This window comes from Enterococcus gallinarum NBRC 100675, assembly GCF_001544275.1.
GTDB lineage: Bacteria > Bacillota > Bacilli > Lactobacillales > Enterococcaceae > Enterococcus_D > Enterococcus_D gallinarum.
This window is the reverse complement of sequence record NZ_BCQE01000005.1, coordinates 61,038-79,847: the sequence shown is the minus strand read 5'-3', so window position 1 is coordinate 79,847 and position 18,810 is coordinate 61,038. Positions and strand designations below refer to the sequence as shown.

The window sequence follows — 18,810 nt, the reverse complement described above, 5'->3', positions numbered from 1 at the left end:
AGTGGATGTTTTAGCTGAAATGATTGACAAAAGAGGGGAAAAAAGGAAAAATGGAACTGAAATCTGCTAAGGAGGCACACTATCATGAGGGAATTGTCACAAGGAATTCCGATTTCGATCCATTTAACGACAAAGGTCGAACAAGCGGGAGAAACACAAGATTTTTTGTTTGATTTACAAGGACAGGCGGTCAAAATCGGCGATACGCTGTATCTGAGATACAAAGAGATTCAACCAGAAGGAGCCGAAGTACCAGTGACGATGAAAATTATGCCAGATGGCGTGATCCAACTGATTCGCTCGGGAGAAATGCGGACACGCTTGAAATTCGCTTACAAAGAGCGTTTAGAAACAAGTTATCAAACGCCTTATGGCACGATGCATTTCCATACATATACAAGTCACCTACATGTCAGTCTGAAAGATCGTCCTTATTCAGGTAAAGTCGATGTCCATTATGATTTATTTATGATGGAAGACAAAGTAGGAGAATACAAACTTTCTTTGGAGTTTACTGCTTAAATAAATGCAAATTTTGAAAGAATAAATTGCAATTTGCCTCACATTTTTGTATGATTAGGAGTAGACTGTGAAAGGACGTGTCCCGTTTGGAAATTAATGTATTTGAAGGTGTAAATAAAAACGAATTGTCAATGATCGAAGTTGCCCATGCGATTTTAGAGCAACGCGGTGACGTGATGGATTTTTCTGATTTAGTCAACCAAATCCAAAACTATCTAGAAACTTCGGACAGCGAGATTCGTGATTCTTTGGCGCAGTTTTATACAGACTTGAATATCGATGGCAGTTTTATTTCTTTGGGAGACAATCGCTGGGGATTGCGTTCATGGTATGCGATCGACTCAATCGATGAAGAAGTCAACCACGGAATCGATGATGAAGATGAAGATACACCGCGTCGTCGCAAACGTAAGAAAGTTAATGCCTTTATTAGTGACGATGAAGACGCGATCGATTATAACGATGATGACCCAGAGGATACTGATTTGTCTGATGACGATGAAGAGGATCTTTTTGACGATGATGACGATGAGGATGAAGAAATCTCCGCATATAACTCAGATCTGCAAGAAATTGGTGCAGACAATAACGATGATGACGAAGAGGAACTACCAGGGAACATTGAAGAAGATCTAACGATCATCGATGATGATGAAGAAGACGAATTTGATGACGAGGAAGAAGAGGAATAATCCTCTTCTTTTTTGTGTCTAGCAAAGGCAACAGTGTATGGAAGATGGCAAGAGACCAATCAAAATAAAAACAAAAAAACGGAAGTGCTGACAGCACTTCCGTGGTCTTTTGAATTATCCCTTGAGATAAAGTATACTATAAATGAAATGAAAAACGCGCCTTGAGGGAATCGAACCCCCGTCTCAAGAACCGGAATCTTACGTGATATCCACTACACTAAAGGCGCGAAGCACAAATAACAGTTTAACCAATTTTCTCAGAAAAAACAAGAGGTAAAATGATGAAATTTCAACAACAATTTTCGCAACAACAAAAACAGACACAAAAGTTGGCGATGACGCAGAAATTACAGCAGTCGATCCAAGTGCTGCAATTTTCATCAGATGAACTGCTTGCTTTCGTAGATAATCAGGCATTAGAGAATCCTCTGATCGATTTAACGGACCATGAATATCCGACGAGTTATACCCAAGGCAGTGGGACACCTGAGCAATTCAATGAATATTTGAATCAGATCCCAAATAGAGGAAGTTCGCTCTTTGAGTATTTGATCGATCAAATCCATTTAAATTACCGTGACACCTTTCTACGCACCGTCGTGTTATTTCTAGTGGAATATATTGATTTGAATGGATTTTTGACCATTGATTTGGTGAAGGCTGGTCAAATGATCGGAGCTTCAGAAATTCAGATGCTCGATGCATTGACATTGATTCAGCAGTTGGATCCAGCGGGTGTCGGCGCACGAGATCTACGAGAATGCCTCATGCTTCAAACTGAACGGGACGATGCTGCACCAGAACTCGCCTATATCGTTCTTGAAGAATGGTTCACGGAATTAGCAGAGCGTAAGTGGGACAAAATAGCGAAAAATCTAGCAGTTTCGCTTTCAGAAATTCAGAAGGTGTTTGACTATATTCAAACGTTGACCCCGACACCAGGGGCGGCCTTTGGGTCTACAGATGGTTTGTATATCATCCCAGATTTGCGAGTTACGATTACTGAAGGCCAGCCAGTGGTTACCTCTAATCGACGAGCAATGCCGGAAGTCCGTTTCCAACAACACTATTTTGATCAATTAAAACAAAGTGGCGATGCTGAGGTAAAGAAATATTTAGACAACAAAGCCCAAGAATTTGCATGGTTAAAAAAGACACTCCAACAGCGAGGGGATACTATCTATCGAGTGGGAGAAGCGATCGTTCATCATCAGCAAGCCTTCTTCTTAAAAGCTGATCGACCATTGAAGCCATTGATCCTCAAAGAAATCGCTGACGAATTAGGTATTCACGAATCGACAGTCAGTCGTGCCGTCAATGGGAAATATTTGGAGACAGAATTTGGTGTTTTTGAACTGAAGTCCTTCTTTGGCCAAAAAGTGTCCACCCAAAGTGGAGAGGATGTCACCACGGAAGCGATCAAGCGGCGATTGGCAGCTTTGATCAACGAAGAGAATAAGCAGAAGCCGCTTTCTGATCAAAAATTGGCTGATTTGTTAAAAGCGGAAGAAGTGGAAATTTCTCGCCGGACTGTTGCCAAGTATCGTGAGGCTCTTAATATTCCCGGATCTTCTAAACGAAAGCGGTTTGATTGATTTTTCGATACAGTTCTTGTTCTGGTCTAGCTATTGAAGAAAGATTCAACAAGAATGACGGCAAAAAGTCCAATGCCCCCGCCTCTCATACACTCTCATACATAAGAAGACAGGTAAGCAATTTGGGTTTCATATAACCGTAGCAAAGGCAGGGCTACTTGTGATAAATAGCTCTGCCCGCTTTTCATAGGCGGTCACTAATCCTTTTGCTCGGGTTTTTCTTTGTTGATTTCTTTTACTCGTTTGAAAGCTATTTTTGGCTGTGATAAGAATCCGCTTTACGGTTAAAAAAAGTTTGGAGAATCATTTTTTATAATTGAAATAGTTGCATGAGGCGTCCAGAAGTGCTACTATTATTGGTGTAAGAGATGAATTAAATTTTTTTTGGAATAGATGGGTCATTTTAAGTCATTGTAGGACAAAAAAAGTCCAACGGGAGGATGCAAAATGCTCGATGAATTGAAATTGATTGAGGCAATCACCCCGGATATCCTCGCGGTGCTTCAAGAACGTTACCGTATTTTACGGACTATCTATTGGATGCAACCAGTAGGACGGCGGACATTGTCTGAAAGCTTAGCAATGACGGAACGTGTGTTGAGGTCTGAAACGGATATCCTCAAAAAACTTAAATTGATTGATTCGTCTAAAAGCGGTATGCAATTAACGGCCTATGGCGAAGAAATCTATACAAAAATCGGCAGTTTGATGGATCAATTGTTTGGCATGCATCAAACAGAGAAGCGGTTATCCGAGTACTTCGGGATTGATCGTTGCTTGATTGCCAGCGGTGATGGGGACCGTCAACCAAAAGTGATTGCTGAATTCGGTCAGCTGCTTAATGAGTCGTTAGACTTATTGCTGCCAGATGGTGAGAATACGATCGCTGTGATGGGCGGTACAACAATGGCAAAAGTTGCCGAAGAACTAGGCAATCTTGAAACTGGCAAACGCCATAACTTGTTTGTCCCAGCCAGAGGGGGCATCGGAGAAGCAGTCAATGTTCAGGCAAATTCAGTCGGATCAGTGATGGCGATGCGTACCAATGGTAATTATCGTTCCCTATTTGTACCGGAACAATTAAGCACGAACACCTATGAATTTTTGTTGAAAGAACCAGCGATCCTTGATGTCTTAAACTTGATAAGTCAAGCAAATTGTGTTATTCATAGTATTGGACGAGCATTGCATATGGCAGCTCGAAGAAAGATGTCAGAAAAAGAGATCCTGATGCTGAAACAAAAGAATGCAGTAGCGGAATCCTTCGGTTATTTCTTTAATGAAGCAGGCGAGGTCGTTTATAAGATTCCTCGTATCGGACTGCAGTTGAAGGACTTGCAGAACGTGCCGATCATTTTCGCAATCGCAGGTGGTAAATCAAAAGCCAAAGCGATCAATGCATACATGAAAAATGCACCAAAACAAACATGGCTCATCACAGATGAAGCCTGTGCCAATGAGATTTTAAAAGGGGCAACCCTTTAAAATAAATATTTTTATGATTTTCATAAGGAGGAAATCTTAAATGACAGTTAAAGTAGGTATTAATGGATTTGGACGTATCGGACGCTTAGCATTTCGTCGTATCCAAGAAGTAGAAGGAATCGAAGTTGTGGCTATCAACGACTTAACAGACGCTAAAATGTTAGCACACTTGTTAAAATATGATACAACACAAGGACGTTTCAACGGTACAGTTGAAGTTCATGAAGGATCATTCAACGTGAACGGAAACGAAATCAAAGTTCTAGCAAACCGCAACCCTGAAGAATTGCCTTGGGGCGAATTAGGTGTTGAAATCGTGCTAGAATGTACTGGATTCTTCACTTCTAAATCAGCTGCTGAAAAACACTTAACAGCTGGTGCAAAACGTGTAGTTATCTCAGCTCCTGGCGGAAACGATGTACCAACAATCGTTTACAACACAAACCACGAAACTTTAACAGGTGATGAAACAGTAATTTCTGGCGCTTCATGTACAACTAACTGTTTAGCTCCTATGGCTAAAACATTGAATGACAAATTTGGTGTGATCGAAGGCTTGATGACTACGATCCATGCTTACACAGGTGACCAAATGACTCTAGACGGACCACACCCTAAAGGTGACTTCCGCCGTGCGCGTGCTGCTGCAGCAAACATCGTTCCTAACTCAACTGGTGCTGCTAAAGCTATTGGCTTGGTAATTCCTGAATTGAACGGTAAATTAGACGGAGCTGCTCAACGTGTTCCTGTTGCAACTGGTTCATTAACTGAATTAGTTACAGTTCTTGACAAAGAAGTAACTGTTGACGAAGTAAACGCAGCAATGAAAGAAGCTTCAAACGAATCTTACGGTTACAACACAGACGAAATCGTTTCTTCTGATATCGTTGGTATGACTTACGGTTCACTATTTGATGCAACTCAAACAAAAGTTATGACTGTTGGCGACAAACAATTAGTTAAAACTGTTGCTTGGTATGATAACGAAATGTCATACACTGCACAATTAGTACGTACTTTAGAATACTTCGCTAAATTATAAGATTTGCGTCGTACATTCATTTAAACCATCGCAAGAGAAAGCGGGGAAGCAGCGCGCTTCTCCGCTTTTTTTAACAATTACATTAGGAGGAATCTGTTCATGGCTAAAATGACAGTTCAAGATATCGATTTAAAAGATAAAAAAGTTCTTGTGCGTGTGGATTTCAATGTTCCATTGAAAGACGGTGTGATCGGTGACGACACTCGTATCAAAGCAGCACTTCCAACAATTAATTACGTGATCGAAAATGGCGGAAAAGCAATTCTTTTCTCTCACTTAGGTCGTGTCAAAGAAGAAGCAGATAAAGAAGGTAAATCTTTAGCACCAGTAGCAAAACGTCTAGGCGAATTGTTAGGTAAAGAAGTGACTTTCGTTCCTGAAACACGTGGGGAAAAATTGGAAGCAGCAATCAACAACATGAAAGACGGCGATGTCGTTGTTTTCGAAAACACTCGTTTTGAAGATGTTGACGGCAAAAAAGAAAGCAAAAACGATCCAGAGCTTGGTAAATATTGGGCTTCATTAGGGGATGTTTTTGTCAATGATGCATTTGGTACAGCTCACCGTGCCCATGCTTCAAACGTCGGAATCGCTTCTACAGGAATCCCAACAGTTGCTGGATTCTTAATGGAAAAAGAAATCAAATTTATTGGTGAAGCAGTCGAAGAACCAAAACGTCCAATGGTAGCGATTCTTGGTGGTGCGAAAGTATCTGACAAAATCGGTGTCATTGAAAACTTGATTCCTAAAGCAGACAAGATCTTGATCGGTGGCGGAATGACTTATACATTCTATAAAGCAAAAGGAATGGAAATTGGTAACTCTCTTGTTGAAGCGGATAAAGTTGAGTTGGCAAAAGAATTGATCGAAAAAGCTGGCGACAAACTTGTTTTACCAGTTGATTCAATCACAGCTGCTGAATTTTCAAATGATGTTCCAACAGAAGAACATACTGGTGATGTTCCTGAAGGTCAAATGGGCTTAGATATCGGACCTGAAACAATTGCATTGTTCGCTGAAACATTAAAAGGTGCAAAAACAGTTGTTTGGAACGGACCAATGGGTGTGTTCGAAATGTCAAACTTTGCTAATGGTACCATCGGTGTTTGTGAAGCAATCGCAAACCTTGAAGATGCAACAACAATCATCGGTGGCGGAGATTCAGCTGCAGCTGCAGAACAATTAGGTTTTGCTGATAAATTCACTCACATCTCAACAGGTGGCGGTGCTAGTTTAGAACTTCTAGAAGGTAAAACTCTTCCTGGATTAGCAGCAATCAACGACAAATAATCAAACAATGACGCGGCTGCGTTGCAATAAGCAGCCGTGACCCTTAAATAACAAAGGAGTGCCAGAAAAATGCGCAAACCAATTATTGCCGGAAACTGGAAAATGAATAAAACTGCGAAAGAAGCAAAAGAATTTGCTGAAGCAGTCAAAACAAAAATTCCTAGCAACGATAAAGTAGATTCTGTTATCGGAGCACCAGCGTTGTTCTTGGAAACATTAGTAACAGCTGCAGAAGGTACAGAATTAAAAATTGCTGCTCAAAACAGCTACTGGGAAAATGAAGGTGCCTTTACAGGAGAAACTTCACCGGCTGCTTTAGCTGACTTAGGTGTTGACTATGTGATCATCGGTCACTCAGAACGCCGTGAATATTTCCATGAAACTGACGAAGACATCAACAAAAAAGCGAAAGCAATTTTCGCAAATGGTATGATCCCAATCCTATGTTGTGGTGAATCTTTAGAAACTTATGAAGCTGGAAAAACAGCTGAATGGATCGAAGGACAAATCACTGCCGGTTTAGAAGGATTGACAGATGGCCAAGTCAGCAATCTAGTCATTGCTTACGAACCAATTTGGGCGATCGGTACAGGTAAATCAGCAGATGCACAAATTGCTGATGAAATCTGTGGTGTTGTACGTCAAACAGTTGAAAAATTATACGGTAAAGAAGTTTCTGATGCTGTACGTATCCAATACGGTGGTTCTGTAAAACCTGAAAATATTGCAGAATACATGGCAAAAGAAAATGTAGACGGAGCATTAGTTGGCGGCGCAAGCTTGCAAGCTGATTCATTCCTAGCATTGTTGGATGCAGTAAAATAATTTCATTCTCATGAAAATATTGTTTGCAGAAAACAGCTTTTTTCACTACAATTAAGATGTTCGCAAGGGAGATTCCCTTAAGATAAAACAAACTCAAAGGAGAGACAAAACATGTCAATTATTACTGATGTTTACGCACGCGAAGTCCTAGACTCACGTGGTAACCCAACTATCGAAGTAGAAGTCTACACAGAATCAGGTGCTTTCGGCCGTGGAATGGTTCCTTCAGGAGCTTCAACAGGTGAACACGAAGCAGTTGAATTACGTGACGGCGACAAAGCTCGTTATGGTGGTAAAGGTGTAACGAAAGCAGTTGACAATGTAAATAACGTCATTGCTGAAGCAATCATCGGCTACGATGTACGTGACCAAATGGCTATCGATAAAGCAATGATCGCTTTAGATGGAACTCCTAACAAAGGCAAATTAGGTGCTAACGCAATTCTTGGTGTTTCTATTGCCGTTGCTCGTGCAGCTGCTGATTATTTAGAAGTACCTTTATACCACTACTTAGGCGGATTCAATACAAAAGTATTGCCAACACCTATGATGAACATCATCAACGGCGGATCTCACTCAGATGCTCCGATCGCTTTCCAAGAATTCATGATCTTGCCTGTAGGCGCACCTACATTCAAAGAAGGTCTACGTTGGGGTGCTGAAGTATTCCATGCGTTGAAATCAATCTTATCTAAACGTGGTTTAGAAACATCAGTAGGTGACGAAGGTGGTTTCGCTCCTCGTTTTGAAGGAACTGAAGATGGTGTTGAAACAATCTTAGAAGCTATCAAAGCTGCTGGTTTAGAACCAGGTAAAGATGTTTACCTAGGATTTGACTGTGCTTCTTCTGAATTCTACGAAAATGGCGTGTACGATTACACGAAATTTGAAGGCGAAAACGGTGTGAAACGTACAGCTGCAGAACAAGTTGACTACTTAGAAGAGTTAGTTAACAAATACCCAATCATCACAATCGAAGATGGTATGGATGAAAACGACTGGGATGGTTGGAAACTATTGACTGAACGCCTAGGCGACAAAGTTCAATTAGTTGGTGACGACTTGTTTGTTACAAATACTGAAATCCTTGAAAAAGGAATCAAAAACGGTATCGGTAACTCAATCCTAATCAAAGTAAACCAAATCGGTACATTGACTGAAACATTCAATGCGATTGAAATGGCTAAAGAAGCTGGTTACACTGCTGTTGTTTCTCACCGTTCAGGTGAAACAGAAGATTCAACAATCTCTGATATCGCAGTTGCAACAAATGCTGGCCAAATCAAAACTGGTTCTCTATCACGTACTGACCGTATTGCAAAATACAACCAATTATTACGTATCGAAGACCAACTTGGTGAAGTTGCTGAATACAAAGGCTTGCAAGCTTTCTACAACTTGAAAAACAAGTAATCTTTCGATGATTACATTGCTCTGAAAGAGCAGCGGTTGATTTAAGCATCAACCGCTGTGATTTCAGAGCTTTTTTGCTGTCTGGATTAAGTGATTTGAATCAATACATATTTTTCTCATGGAACAGAGAGCAGTCTTTTCTTCTTTATTTTCTTTTTCTAAAAAAAGAAATTATAGTTCTGATTTAGCGAAACTCTATAATAAAAGAAAAAATAAATTTAGGAGAAATACATGGCGTATGATTATCTAATCGTTGGTACAGGACTATTTGGCTCGGTTTTTGCTTATGAAGCAGCTAAACGGGGACACTCGGTGAAAATGTTGGAAAAACGAGCACATATCGGTGGCAACTGTTATACAGAAAAACAAGTCGGAATTGACATACATAAATATGGTGCGCATATCTTTCACACATCGAGCAAAAAAATTTGGGATTATATTAATCAGTTTGCTGATTTTTATCCCTATATTCATGAACCTATTGCAAACTATAAAGGTGAGCTATATAATCTCCCTTTCAATATGAACACGTTTTACCAATTATGGGGAACCAAAAGACCAGATGAAGCTCGCATCAAACTAATGGCTCAAATTGAAAAGACAGGAATAAAAAGACCCCGAAATTTAGAAGAACAAGCTCTTTCCTTGGTGGGGACAGATATTTATCATAAGCTGATCAAAGGCTATACGGAAAAACAGTGGGGACGAGGATGTGCTCAGCTACCTTCTTTTATTATTAAAAGACTGCCGGTCCGGTATACATTTAACAACAATTATTTTACGGATACTTTTCAAGGAATTCCAAAATTGGGCTATACAGAAATAATTCAAAAAATGCTTTCAAATCCACTGATTGAAGTTTCTTTAGAAACTGATTTTTTTGCAGACCGTATGCGTCATGAAGCATCTTCTAAGAAGATCGTTTATACTGGAATGATTGACCAATATTTTGATTATTGTTACGGGGAGTTGGCCTATCGTTCTTTACATTTTGAAACTGAAACTTATGATACAGATAATTATCAAGGAACAGCAGTCATGAACTTTACAGACAGTCAAACGCCCTATACGCGAATCATTGAGCATAAACATTTTTGTCCAGTTGTGACAAAAAAAACAGTTGTCACGAAAGAATTTCCAAAAACTTGGCGGAAGGGAGACATTCCTTACTACCCAATTAACGATCAAATCAATCATGCACTGTATCGCAAGTATGAAAAATTAGCGCATCAGCAAAAAAAATGTTTGTTTGGTGGGCGCCTAGCAAACTATCGTTATTATGATATGGACGATACGATTGCAGCAGCTTTAAAACTTGTCAAACATGAATTTCAAGCAGAGTAACTTCTTTTATTGAAGAGGTTGCTCTTTTTTTGTCCCAATTCCGGGACAAAACGTAACTTTTTTACTAGCTATGAAATAATGAATTGTCCTATCTTATAAAAAAATAGGACTAGGGGAAGCTTATAAAATCATTTTTATGAAAGGGGAGAATAATAAACGTAATGAGTAAAAAGAATAATTATCGAAAGTTGTTACGCTCCAATAAGAGTGAACGCTACAAGATGTATAAAAGCGGAAAACATTGGGTCTATGCAACGATCACTTCTTTTACTGGCATTGCTGGATTGAGTATCACACCAATCGTGGCGCATGCGTCAGAAATCACACCGCCTTTAGATGCAAGTAAAGAAGCAAATGCCGAGAACGTCTTGGCAAATAAAACGAATGCCAAAATTCCTGCTTCATCGACGCAAGAAAGTGAGGCTACTTCACAATCTGAAAGCATGCGTCCATCGGAAAGTTTTTCTGAATCCGAAAGCAACACCCAGTCACAAAGTGCGACAGAGTCAACGAGTGTAACAGAATCACAGAGTGTGAGTGATTCAGAAGCTGAAAACAATGCTACCAGTATTGAAGCATCTCAAAGTGTTTCTGAATCAATGAGTCTTTCGGAAGAGAAGAGTGGATCTGAATCAGAAAGTTTGAGTATCTCTGAAAGTGCCTCGATTTCTGAAAGTGGCTCATTGTCGTCAAGTGCCTCAGAATCGACAAGTCTATCGTTGTCACAATCGACAAGTGGCTCTCATTCAACTTCAGTAAGTCAAAAGAACCAACCAAAACAAACTGTCTCCGAAAAAAATAAAGTGGAGTCACAAAAAGCACAAGATCTCTTCGATCAATTAGTACCCAAGAAAGTACAAGCGTCGGTTGACACCACGACGAATGCATTAGAAATTGTTGTCAAAGATGGCAAATCACCAAGCACATCTTTGATTCGGGCAGCACAACAATATGCTAGTGCCAATAATTTGATTGCTAGTTTTGCCATCACCACCCAATCAGGGCAGATTGTTAAAATCAATGTTTCTGCGGATCCAGATATGGGCCGAGAAGAATTTGAGCAGGCAATCAACGATGGTAACAAAACCAATTCACCTTCTGGGGTGACAGTTGATGTGCCAGACCAAGTGAAAAATAAGGAATTATACAAGCAAACAGCTATTGCTAATGGCACTTATGCAGCAGTAAATGACTGGGCTACGCTGAAAGCAGCATATGGAAATACTTCGATTACTTATATTGAGGTCACCGCTAATATTACGGCTGCTACCAATGTGGCTACGCGTGACTTAGGTTGGCGCGCAACAAGTGTGCTTATTGACGGAAATGGTTTTACAGTCAATATGGCAGGAGCAGCATTTAATGTAGGGACAAGTTCTACGGTTCGGGGTTCTGTCTTTACGATCACAGATGTCAACTTGATTCATTGGCAATCAGGAACTCTCTCGGGAGACAGTGGAACAGGTAATGCAGATGGAGTGATCGATTCAAGGTCAGCAACTGGAGGTTATGGTTACTGGTACTTCAATATCAATAATGTGACTCTTGAAGGTCGGGATGGTGTTAGCGGGACAGATACCGCTTATCAACCACGACGTCTACTGGATGCAGAGGATAGTCACGTTACTTTATCAGGTAAAATCGTAGCGAATGTAAAACAAGAATTGATGCAAATTGGTGAAGTGGCAATCGCTAATGGCGCCCATGTAGAATTGAATCGGACAGCTGGTACTACCGGTTACTCCATGTTTTACTATATGGCAATCCGTGGCAATAATGCGAGTGATACAGGATTCAATCATACCTTTAAAGTTGGCGATGGCGCGACAATTATTGGGAACGAACTTAGTTCTTACAATAGTAATAACTATCCCCTTGTCTATTATGGATTTAACTCAATCACTGTCGGAGATGACGTGACTTGGAAACAAGATGGTTTCCAAATGTTACTCGATTTTTCTCGTTATTCGGGAAGTCAATCAAATGACCGAACCGCAACATTTGGTCAAAATCTGCAAATGACGGCAACTCGTACAGTAGGCTCCAACTCGCTAAACGTCACGAATAGAGCGGTTGTTACATTTAATGCAGGAACGGTACTTGATCTGCAACAATGGAATGCCAACACTGTTGTGAACGTGGCTTCCGGCGCAACAGTTCGTTTTATTTCACCAAGAGCATTGCACTTAGCACGTCTCACTTCTTCAGGAGCTGTTTCGGCAGGCCGATTGATTACCGGTTCGGGAACATTTGTCATGAATAATTCTCAGATCAGTACATGGCAAGGCAGCAGTAGCCAAACCGCTGCTCCAGAAGGCAACCGTAACTTAAAATTCGTGGAAATGACTATTTCAGGTTCGACAACAACTATTAAAGATACGGCTGGAAATGTTACTACATCTAACATTGTAGACACTTCTACCCGTGAATTAGCGACTGTTGCGATTGCGCCAGGAACCGTAACCGTAAATTATGTTGATCAGTACGGCAATATTATTAAAACTGTTGATATGCCAATTGATCCAGACGTTAATTACATTGGTGAGTATCTTGATTTGCAAACATTGGAGTATGCCAATGAGTTAATGCCTGAAAATTATATGTGGGCAATCGGTACCCAAGTTGCTAGTTCAGCTAAAAATGATGGTCAAAGCGGCGGAGATAGTACGACTAATGCCGATAATGGGGACAGCTATGGGCAAGCGACGGTTGCGATTGTTCCAATGGAGAACACAAATTATACTTATAATATTTATGTATATGGTGTTGCCAATCATTCGGTTCAGTACCAATATGTCGACGTTAAGACTGGTCAAGTGATCTCTTCTGAGTATATGAATGCTGGTACCGAAGCTTCCGGAACAGATAGAATTCCTGCAAACTACGGGAATGTTATCGATTGGACAAATAGTTACTACACTTCGACTAATTTGCCTCCAGGTTACTATTATGCAACAGGTGCCGTATTGAATGGCAATGTACAGCCTGGATCTACTACAGTCGGAACTGAAGCGAGTCTGACAACCATTTACGTTGCAGCAGACACACAAACTGTCAATGTAACTTTTGTTAATTCAGATGGCCGTCCATTACAAAACCAAGTTGGTACAGTTGCTATCAATGGGACGACAGGTCAAGAACTAAGCTATTCTGACTTAATCGCGGATTACCTAACTCAAGCTGGTTATTATGCAGATCAAACTGGAACATTTGTTTTTGATAGTACTAGTAATAGTGGCAGTACAACAGATAGTGATCAACAATTTATTACGATCACTCTTTATCCATCCTATCAAGAAGTCGGTGTCGTTGGTAATAATCAACCTGAATCAGATCCTGCTACAGGGGAAGCATTTGAGCAAATCCCAGGAACTGTCACTGTTGGAAAATATGGCACTTCCGGTGTTTCAAATGAAAGTTTCACTCTTGGGGTGACAGATGCAGATTTAGAGAGAAATGGGTATATCTATACGGTTACAGGACCAGATGGAGTAGTCTACAATACATTAGCGGAAGCTATGGCTGCCAATCAAACTTTTGATACTACCAGCAATGGAGCATCTCAAACGGATTCTTCGCCTCAGATGTTTACGGTCAATTATGAACAAGACCCGGTATCATTGTCTACGTCCGAGTCTATTTCGGGAAGCGAATCATTATCAGAATCCATTGTTACTTCTACTTCTGAATCAGAAAGTGTTTCTCTTTCTCAATCAATTTCAGAAAGTGACTCATTATCAGAATCGATCTCTGTTAGTGATTCAGAATCAATTTCTACATCAATTAGTGAGTCTGTTTCAGTATCAGATTCAGAGAGCAACTCAGTGTCATCGTCTATTTCAGAAAGTGAATCTGACATGAATGACTCGACTTCTGAATCATTATCAACATCAATCTCTACTTCAACTTCTTTAAGTGATTCAGAATCGGTTTCGATTTCATTGAGCGACTCAGAGTCAACGTCTCTTTCTATCAGTGAATCTGTTTCAGTATCAGACTCAGAAAGTGGTTCGTTATCTACATCTATTTCAGAAAGCGAATCAATGTCTCTATCAATTTCTATTAGTGATTCAGAATCGTTGTCAGAATCCCTATCTGAAAGTATTTCAACATCTATTTCATTATCGGATAGTGATTCAATGTCAGAAAGCCTTTCGGCCTCAGAATCGTTATCTGTATCAGCTAGTGTATCAGAGTCTGATTCGGAAAGTGATAGTTCCAGCTTAAGTGCGTCTGTTTCTGGATCATTGAGCAACAGTACAAGTGATTCTGAAAGTTTATCTTTATCAGAGTCAGTATCAGTTTCACTCTCGGAATCACTAAGTGAATCCACGTCACTATCTCTGTCAGAAAGTGACTCAGTATCAGAAAGTATTTCGGCCTCAGAATCATTATCTGTCGCTATCAGTGAATCGGATTCTTCTTCCCTCAGTGGAAGCATTAGTTTGAGTGAATCTATTTCTGATTCATTGAGTGCAAGCATGAGTTTATCCGAAAGTTTATCGGAGTCAGAATCGATCTCAAATTCAATTAGTACGTCGATGTCATTGAGCGTTAGCGATAGTAATAGTGAGTCTAGCAGTGAATCAGCCAGCTATAGCGGCAGTACGAGTGTAAGTAATAGCGATTCAACAAGTGAAAGTATATCTGCAAGTAATTCGCTATCAGTAAGTATCAGTGAGTCAACAAGTGCAAGCACCTCGATCAGTGATTCGTCATCTTTGAGCACAAGCATTTCTGCATCACTAAGTGCGAGCGATTCCGCAAGCTTCAGTGGCAGCACAAGTGTAAGTAATAGTGAATCGACAAGTGAAAGTATATCATTAAGCGACTCATCATCACGAAGTACCAGTGTAAGTAACAGTGAGTCAACAAGTGCAAGCACCTCGATCAGTGATTCGTCATCTGTAAGCACAAGTATCAGTAACAGTGAATCCGCAAGTGCAAGTACGTCAATCAGTGAGTCATCCTCATTGAGTACGAGTATTTCTGCATCACTGAGTGCCAGTGATTCTGCAAGCTACAGTGGCAGCACAAGTGTAAGCAGTAGCGATTCAACAAGCGAAAGTACGTCAATCAGTGAGTCATCCTCATTGAGTACAAGTATTTCCGTATCACAAAGCGCAAGCATTTCTGCAAGTTACAGTGGCAGTACAAGCGTAAGTAACAGTGATTCGACAAGTACAAGTACATCAATCAGCGATTCGTTGTCTCTAAGCACAAGTATTTCCGCATCGTTAAGTGCGAGTGATTCTGCAAGCTATAGTGGCAGCACAAGCGTAAGCAACAGTGAGTCGACAAGTGCAAGTACGTCGATCAGTGATTCATTATCTGTAAGCACAAGTATCAGTAATAGTGATTCCACGAGTGTAAGCACGTCATTAAGTGACTCATCGTCACTAAGTACAAGTATCAGTAACAGCGAATCAGCAAGTGTGAGCACATCAATCAGTGACTCCATGTCATTGAGCACAAGTATTTCCGCATCGTTAAGTGCGAGTGATTCTGCAAGCTATAGCGGCAGCACAAGTGTAAGTAACAGTGACTCGATAAGTACAAGCACATCGCTAAGTGATTCATTATCTGTAAGCACAAGTATCAGTAACAGCGAATCAGCAAGTGTGAGCACATCAATCAGTGATTCATCCTCATTGAGTACTAGTGGTTTGGTTTCACAAAGTGCGAGCGACTCTGTAAGCTACAGCGGTAGTACCAGTGCAAGTATTAGTGAATCAACAAGTACAAGTACGTCAGTTAGCGATTCGCGGGCTAGTGAAAGTCAAAGTTATAGCAGTAGTACTTCAGCCAGCTTGAGCCTGAGCACAAGTGTCAGCACTTCAGTCAGTGATTCTGCTTCAATTAGTTCAAGTATCAGCAATAGTGAATCGAATAGTTTGAGTACGTCAATCAGTGATTCACGTTCTAGTATGAGTGAAAGCTATAGCAGCAGTACTTCGGCAAGTATTAGTCAAAGTACTAGTGACAGTTCTAGCTACAGCAGTAGTACCTCAGCAAGCATTAGTGCAAGCACTAGTGATAGTACAAGTATTAGTAATAGTGCTTCTGTAAGTATGAGTGAAAGTTTGAGTATCAGCACATCAATGAGTGACTCGTTGTCAATCAGTGCAAGCTTGAGCAATAGCGATAGTCTTTCAGAAAGCAAATCATTAGCAAGTGAAAGTCAAAGCTACAGCAGTAGTACTTCTGCAAGTCTGAGTCTCAGCACAAGTACTAGTATTTCATTGAGTGATTCATCGTCAATTAGCATGAGCAACAGTACCAGCTTGAGTACTAGCTTGAGCCAATTGACAAGCGACTCGCTTTCCGAAGGGATTAGCTTAAGTAATAGTCTAAGTAATAGTTTCAGTAATAGTACTTCAGCTAGTACGAGTTTGAGCTCTAGTACAAGTCTAAGTGAACAACTATCTCAATCAGTAAGTGCCAGCGAGTCACGGAGCGATAGCGTCAGCTATAGCAGCAGCACGTCAATTAGTACGAGTGAAAGCAGCAGTACTAGCTTGAGCGAATTACTATCTCGTTCAGCCAGTGCCAGTGAATCGCGGAGCAATAGCTTAAGTCAAAGCACAAGTACTTCCTTTAGCGGAAGCAGCAGTACTAGCTTAAGTTTAAGTGAAATGAACTCTCAATCAACAAGTGCTAGTGAGTCACGGAGTGATAGTGTAAGCAACAGCATGAGCACTTCAATCAGTGATAGCTTGAGTGCAAGTACTAGCTTAAGTGATTTACTATCTAGATCTGAAAGTGCAAGCGAATCGCGAAGTGACAGCCTGAGCTATAGCGGCAGCACATCGATTAGTAACAGCTTAAGTTTAAGCACGAGCCTAAGTGATTTAGTATCTAGATCTGAAAGTGCAAGCGAATCACGTAGTTTCAGCACGAGTGATAGTGCTAGCACATCAATCAGCAATAGCGCTAGTGCAAGTGACAGCTTAAGTGATCTATATTCAAGATCGAATAGTTCTAGCCTTTCAACAAGTGACAGTACAAGTACGAATGATTCTGTCTCAGCAAGTGCTAGTGAAAGCACTAGCATCTCACAATCAACTAGTACGAGTCTAAGCGAATCGGCATCAATCAGTACGTCGCTTAGCGAAAAACAAGAAGTGATTGAGTCTCAAAGTGTGAGTGCTTCAACAAGTGATTCACAAAGTTCGAGTATAAGTGAATCAGTTAGCGTCAGCATCAGTACTAGCGAAAGTGAGCGGAATAGTACGGTGGTTTCACCTAGCGAATCAACTTCGATTAGTGAAAGTATTAGTATGAGTGAAAGTTTCCGAGATTCTGAATCGGTTAGTGCAAGTGACAGTACAAGTTTGAGTCAATCGATGAGCACTAGCGACCAAGTCTCTGCTTCTGAGAGTACAAGCGACAGCTCCAGCACTCGTGATTCTGAGTCTGAAAGCGCAAGTATTTCTACGGAAGAAAGCCGCAGTTTCAGTACAAGTGAGTCAATTTCTGCAAGTGAAAGCACATCGATTAGTCAAAGCGAAAGTGCAAGTACGAGTGAATCAGCTAGTGAAAGTACAAGTACGAGTGACAGTGAACGTGACTCAATGTCGAATAGTGCAAGTGTAAGTGATTCGAATTCAATGAGTGAAAGTACAAGTACGAGTGAATCCGTTAGCGAAAGCACAAGCATTAGTGACAGTGAACGTGACTCAACGTCGAATAGTGCGAGTGTAAGTGATTCGAATTCAACGAGTGAAAGTACAAGTACGAGTGAATCCGTCAGTGAAAGCACAAGCATTAGTGACAGTGAACGTGATTCAGTGTCGAATAGTGCAAGTGTGAGTGATTCGAACTCAACAAGTGAAAGCCTGGATATGAGTGAATCAGCTAGTGAAAGCACAAGTATCAGTGATAGCGAACGTGATTCAATGTCGAATAGTGCAAGTGTAAGTGATTCGAACTCAACAATTGAAAGTCTAAGTGTGAGTGAGTCAGCTAGCGAAAGCACAAGCACCAGTGATAGTGAACGTGATTCAATGTCGAGCAGTGCTGAGACAAGTGAATCTGGCTCTACAAGCGATAGTACAAGTGCTAGCAACTCTGCTAGTCTGAGTGAAAGCTTTAGTGCTTCTGATCGGGGCTCAGTCTCTATGAGTGCTAGCGAATCAATCAGTGATAGTACAAGCGTTAGCGAATCTGCTTCGTTAAGCACAAGCACAAGTGATGTCAACTCTGATATCGTCAGCGAATACCATAGTAACAGTCTCTCTGAAAGTCTCTCAGAGTTACAATCACAATCAGCTAGTCAAGATCATTCACTTTCAGAAAGTGCATCGATCAGCGGATCTACTTCAACTCCTACAAATTCCGAGCAGAATAATGCAACGAATGGAAATACAGGAACGTCACAAGGCAACATAGGAGTGGGGGGACATGCGACTGGAGCTACTCTTCCTAAGACTGGTGAATCTGATGCAAGCGGTAGTCAAATGTCTCTTGCTGGAATTGCCGCGCTGTTAGCTGCGATTGCTTTAATGAAAAAGAAAAAAGATGCAGCAAAGCGTGAAACGGATTAATCAGTTCCTTTCAGTTTATGAAGGGCTGGGATAAATTTCCTAGCTCTTCTAAAATG

10 protein-coding genes and 1 tRNA gene are annotated in these 18,810 nt (G+C 40.8%); 10 read left to right on the top strand and 1 reads right to left on the bottom strand.

Going from position 1 to position 18,810, the window contains the following annotated elements; genetic code table 11:
- The first annotated feature begins 84 nt into the window (after positions 1–84).
- Both EG2_RS03600 and rpoE read left to right on the top strand, forming a co-directional pair.
- Positions 85–522 carry a YwiB family protein gene (locus tag EG2_RS03600; protein WP_005471808.1) on the top strand — a complete coding sequence of 146 codons (438 nt, stop codon included), beginning with the start codon at positions 85–87 and terminating at the stop codon, positions 520–522.
- 86 nt (positions 523–608) lie between these two features.
- Positions 609–1,214, top strand: a complete 606-nt coding sequence (rpoE, locus tag EG2_RS03595; protein WP_005471809.1) for a DNA-directed RNA polymerase subunit delta — start codon at positions 609–611, stop codon at positions 1,212–1,214.
- Positions 1,215–1,369: 155 nt separating this feature from the next.
- Here the strand turns inward: rpoE and EG2_RS03590 are convergent.
- A tRNA-Arg gene (locus tag EG2_RS03590) sits at positions 1,370–1,441 on the bottom strand.
- 54 nt (positions 1,442–1,495) lie between these two features.
- Between EG2_RS03590 and rpoN the strand changes: the two genes are divergently transcribed.
- From rpoN to EG2_RS03550, 8 genes are all read left to right on the top strand, one after another.
- Positions 1,496–2,809: an RNA polymerase factor sigma-54 gene (gene rpoN / locus EG2_RS03585; protein WP_060813521.1), complete on the top strand. Its 1,314-nt coding sequence runs from the start codon at positions 1,496–1,498 to the stop codon at positions 2,807–2,809.
- A gap of 447 nt (positions 2,810–3,256) precedes the next feature.
- Entirely contained in the window at positions 3,257–4,294 is a 1,038-nt protein-coding gene (locus EG2_RS03580) for a sugar-binding transcriptional regulator (protein WP_003127560.1), read from the top strand.
- Between the two features lie 40 nt (positions 4,295–4,334).
- Positions 4,335–5,336, top strand: coding sequence for a type I glyceraldehyde-3-phosphate dehydrogenase (gap, locus tag EG2_RS03575; RefSeq protein WP_003127561.1), 1,002 nt, complete (start codon positions 4,335–4,337; stop codon positions 5,334–5,336).
- A 99-nt stretch (positions 5,337–5,435) separates the two neighbouring features.
- The gene (locus tag EG2_RS03570; RefSeq protein ID WP_003127563.1) at positions 5,436–6,626 is read left to right on the top strand and encodes a phosphoglycerate kinase; all 1,191 of its coding nucleotides are present in this window, start codon (positions 5,436–5,438) and stop codon (positions 6,624–6,626) included.
- Between the two features lie 69 nt (positions 6,627–6,695).
- Positions 6,696–7,451 carry a triose-phosphate isomerase gene (gene tpiA, locus EG2_RS03565; RefSeq protein WP_003127564.1) on the top strand — a complete coding sequence of 252 codons (756 nt, stop codon included), beginning with the start codon at positions 6,696–6,698 and terminating at the stop codon, positions 7,449–7,451.
- 111 nt (positions 7,452–7,562) lie between these two features.
- The gene (eno, locus tag EG2_RS03560; protein WP_003127565.1) at positions 7,563–8,864 is read left to right on the top strand and encodes a surface-displayed alpha-enolase; all 1,302 of its coding nucleotides are present in this window, start codon (positions 7,563–7,565) and stop codon (positions 8,862–8,864) included.
- A gap of 231 nt (positions 8,865–9,095) precedes the next feature.
- A complete protein-coding gene (gene glf, locus EG2_RS03555) occupies positions 9,096–10,208 on the top strand; it encodes a UDP-galactopyranose mutase (protein WP_060813518.1) in 1,113 nt (370 codons plus the stop codon).
- A 161-nt stretch (positions 10,209–10,369) separates the two neighbouring features.
- Positions 10,370–18,754 carry a pectate lyase-like adhesive domain-containing protein gene (locus tag EG2_RS03550; protein WP_060813516.1) on the top strand — a complete coding sequence of 2,795 codons (8,385 nt, stop codon included), beginning with the start codon at positions 10,370–10,372 and terminating at the stop codon, positions 18,752–18,754.
- The last annotated feature ends 56 nt before the right edge of the window (positions 18,755–18,810 follow it).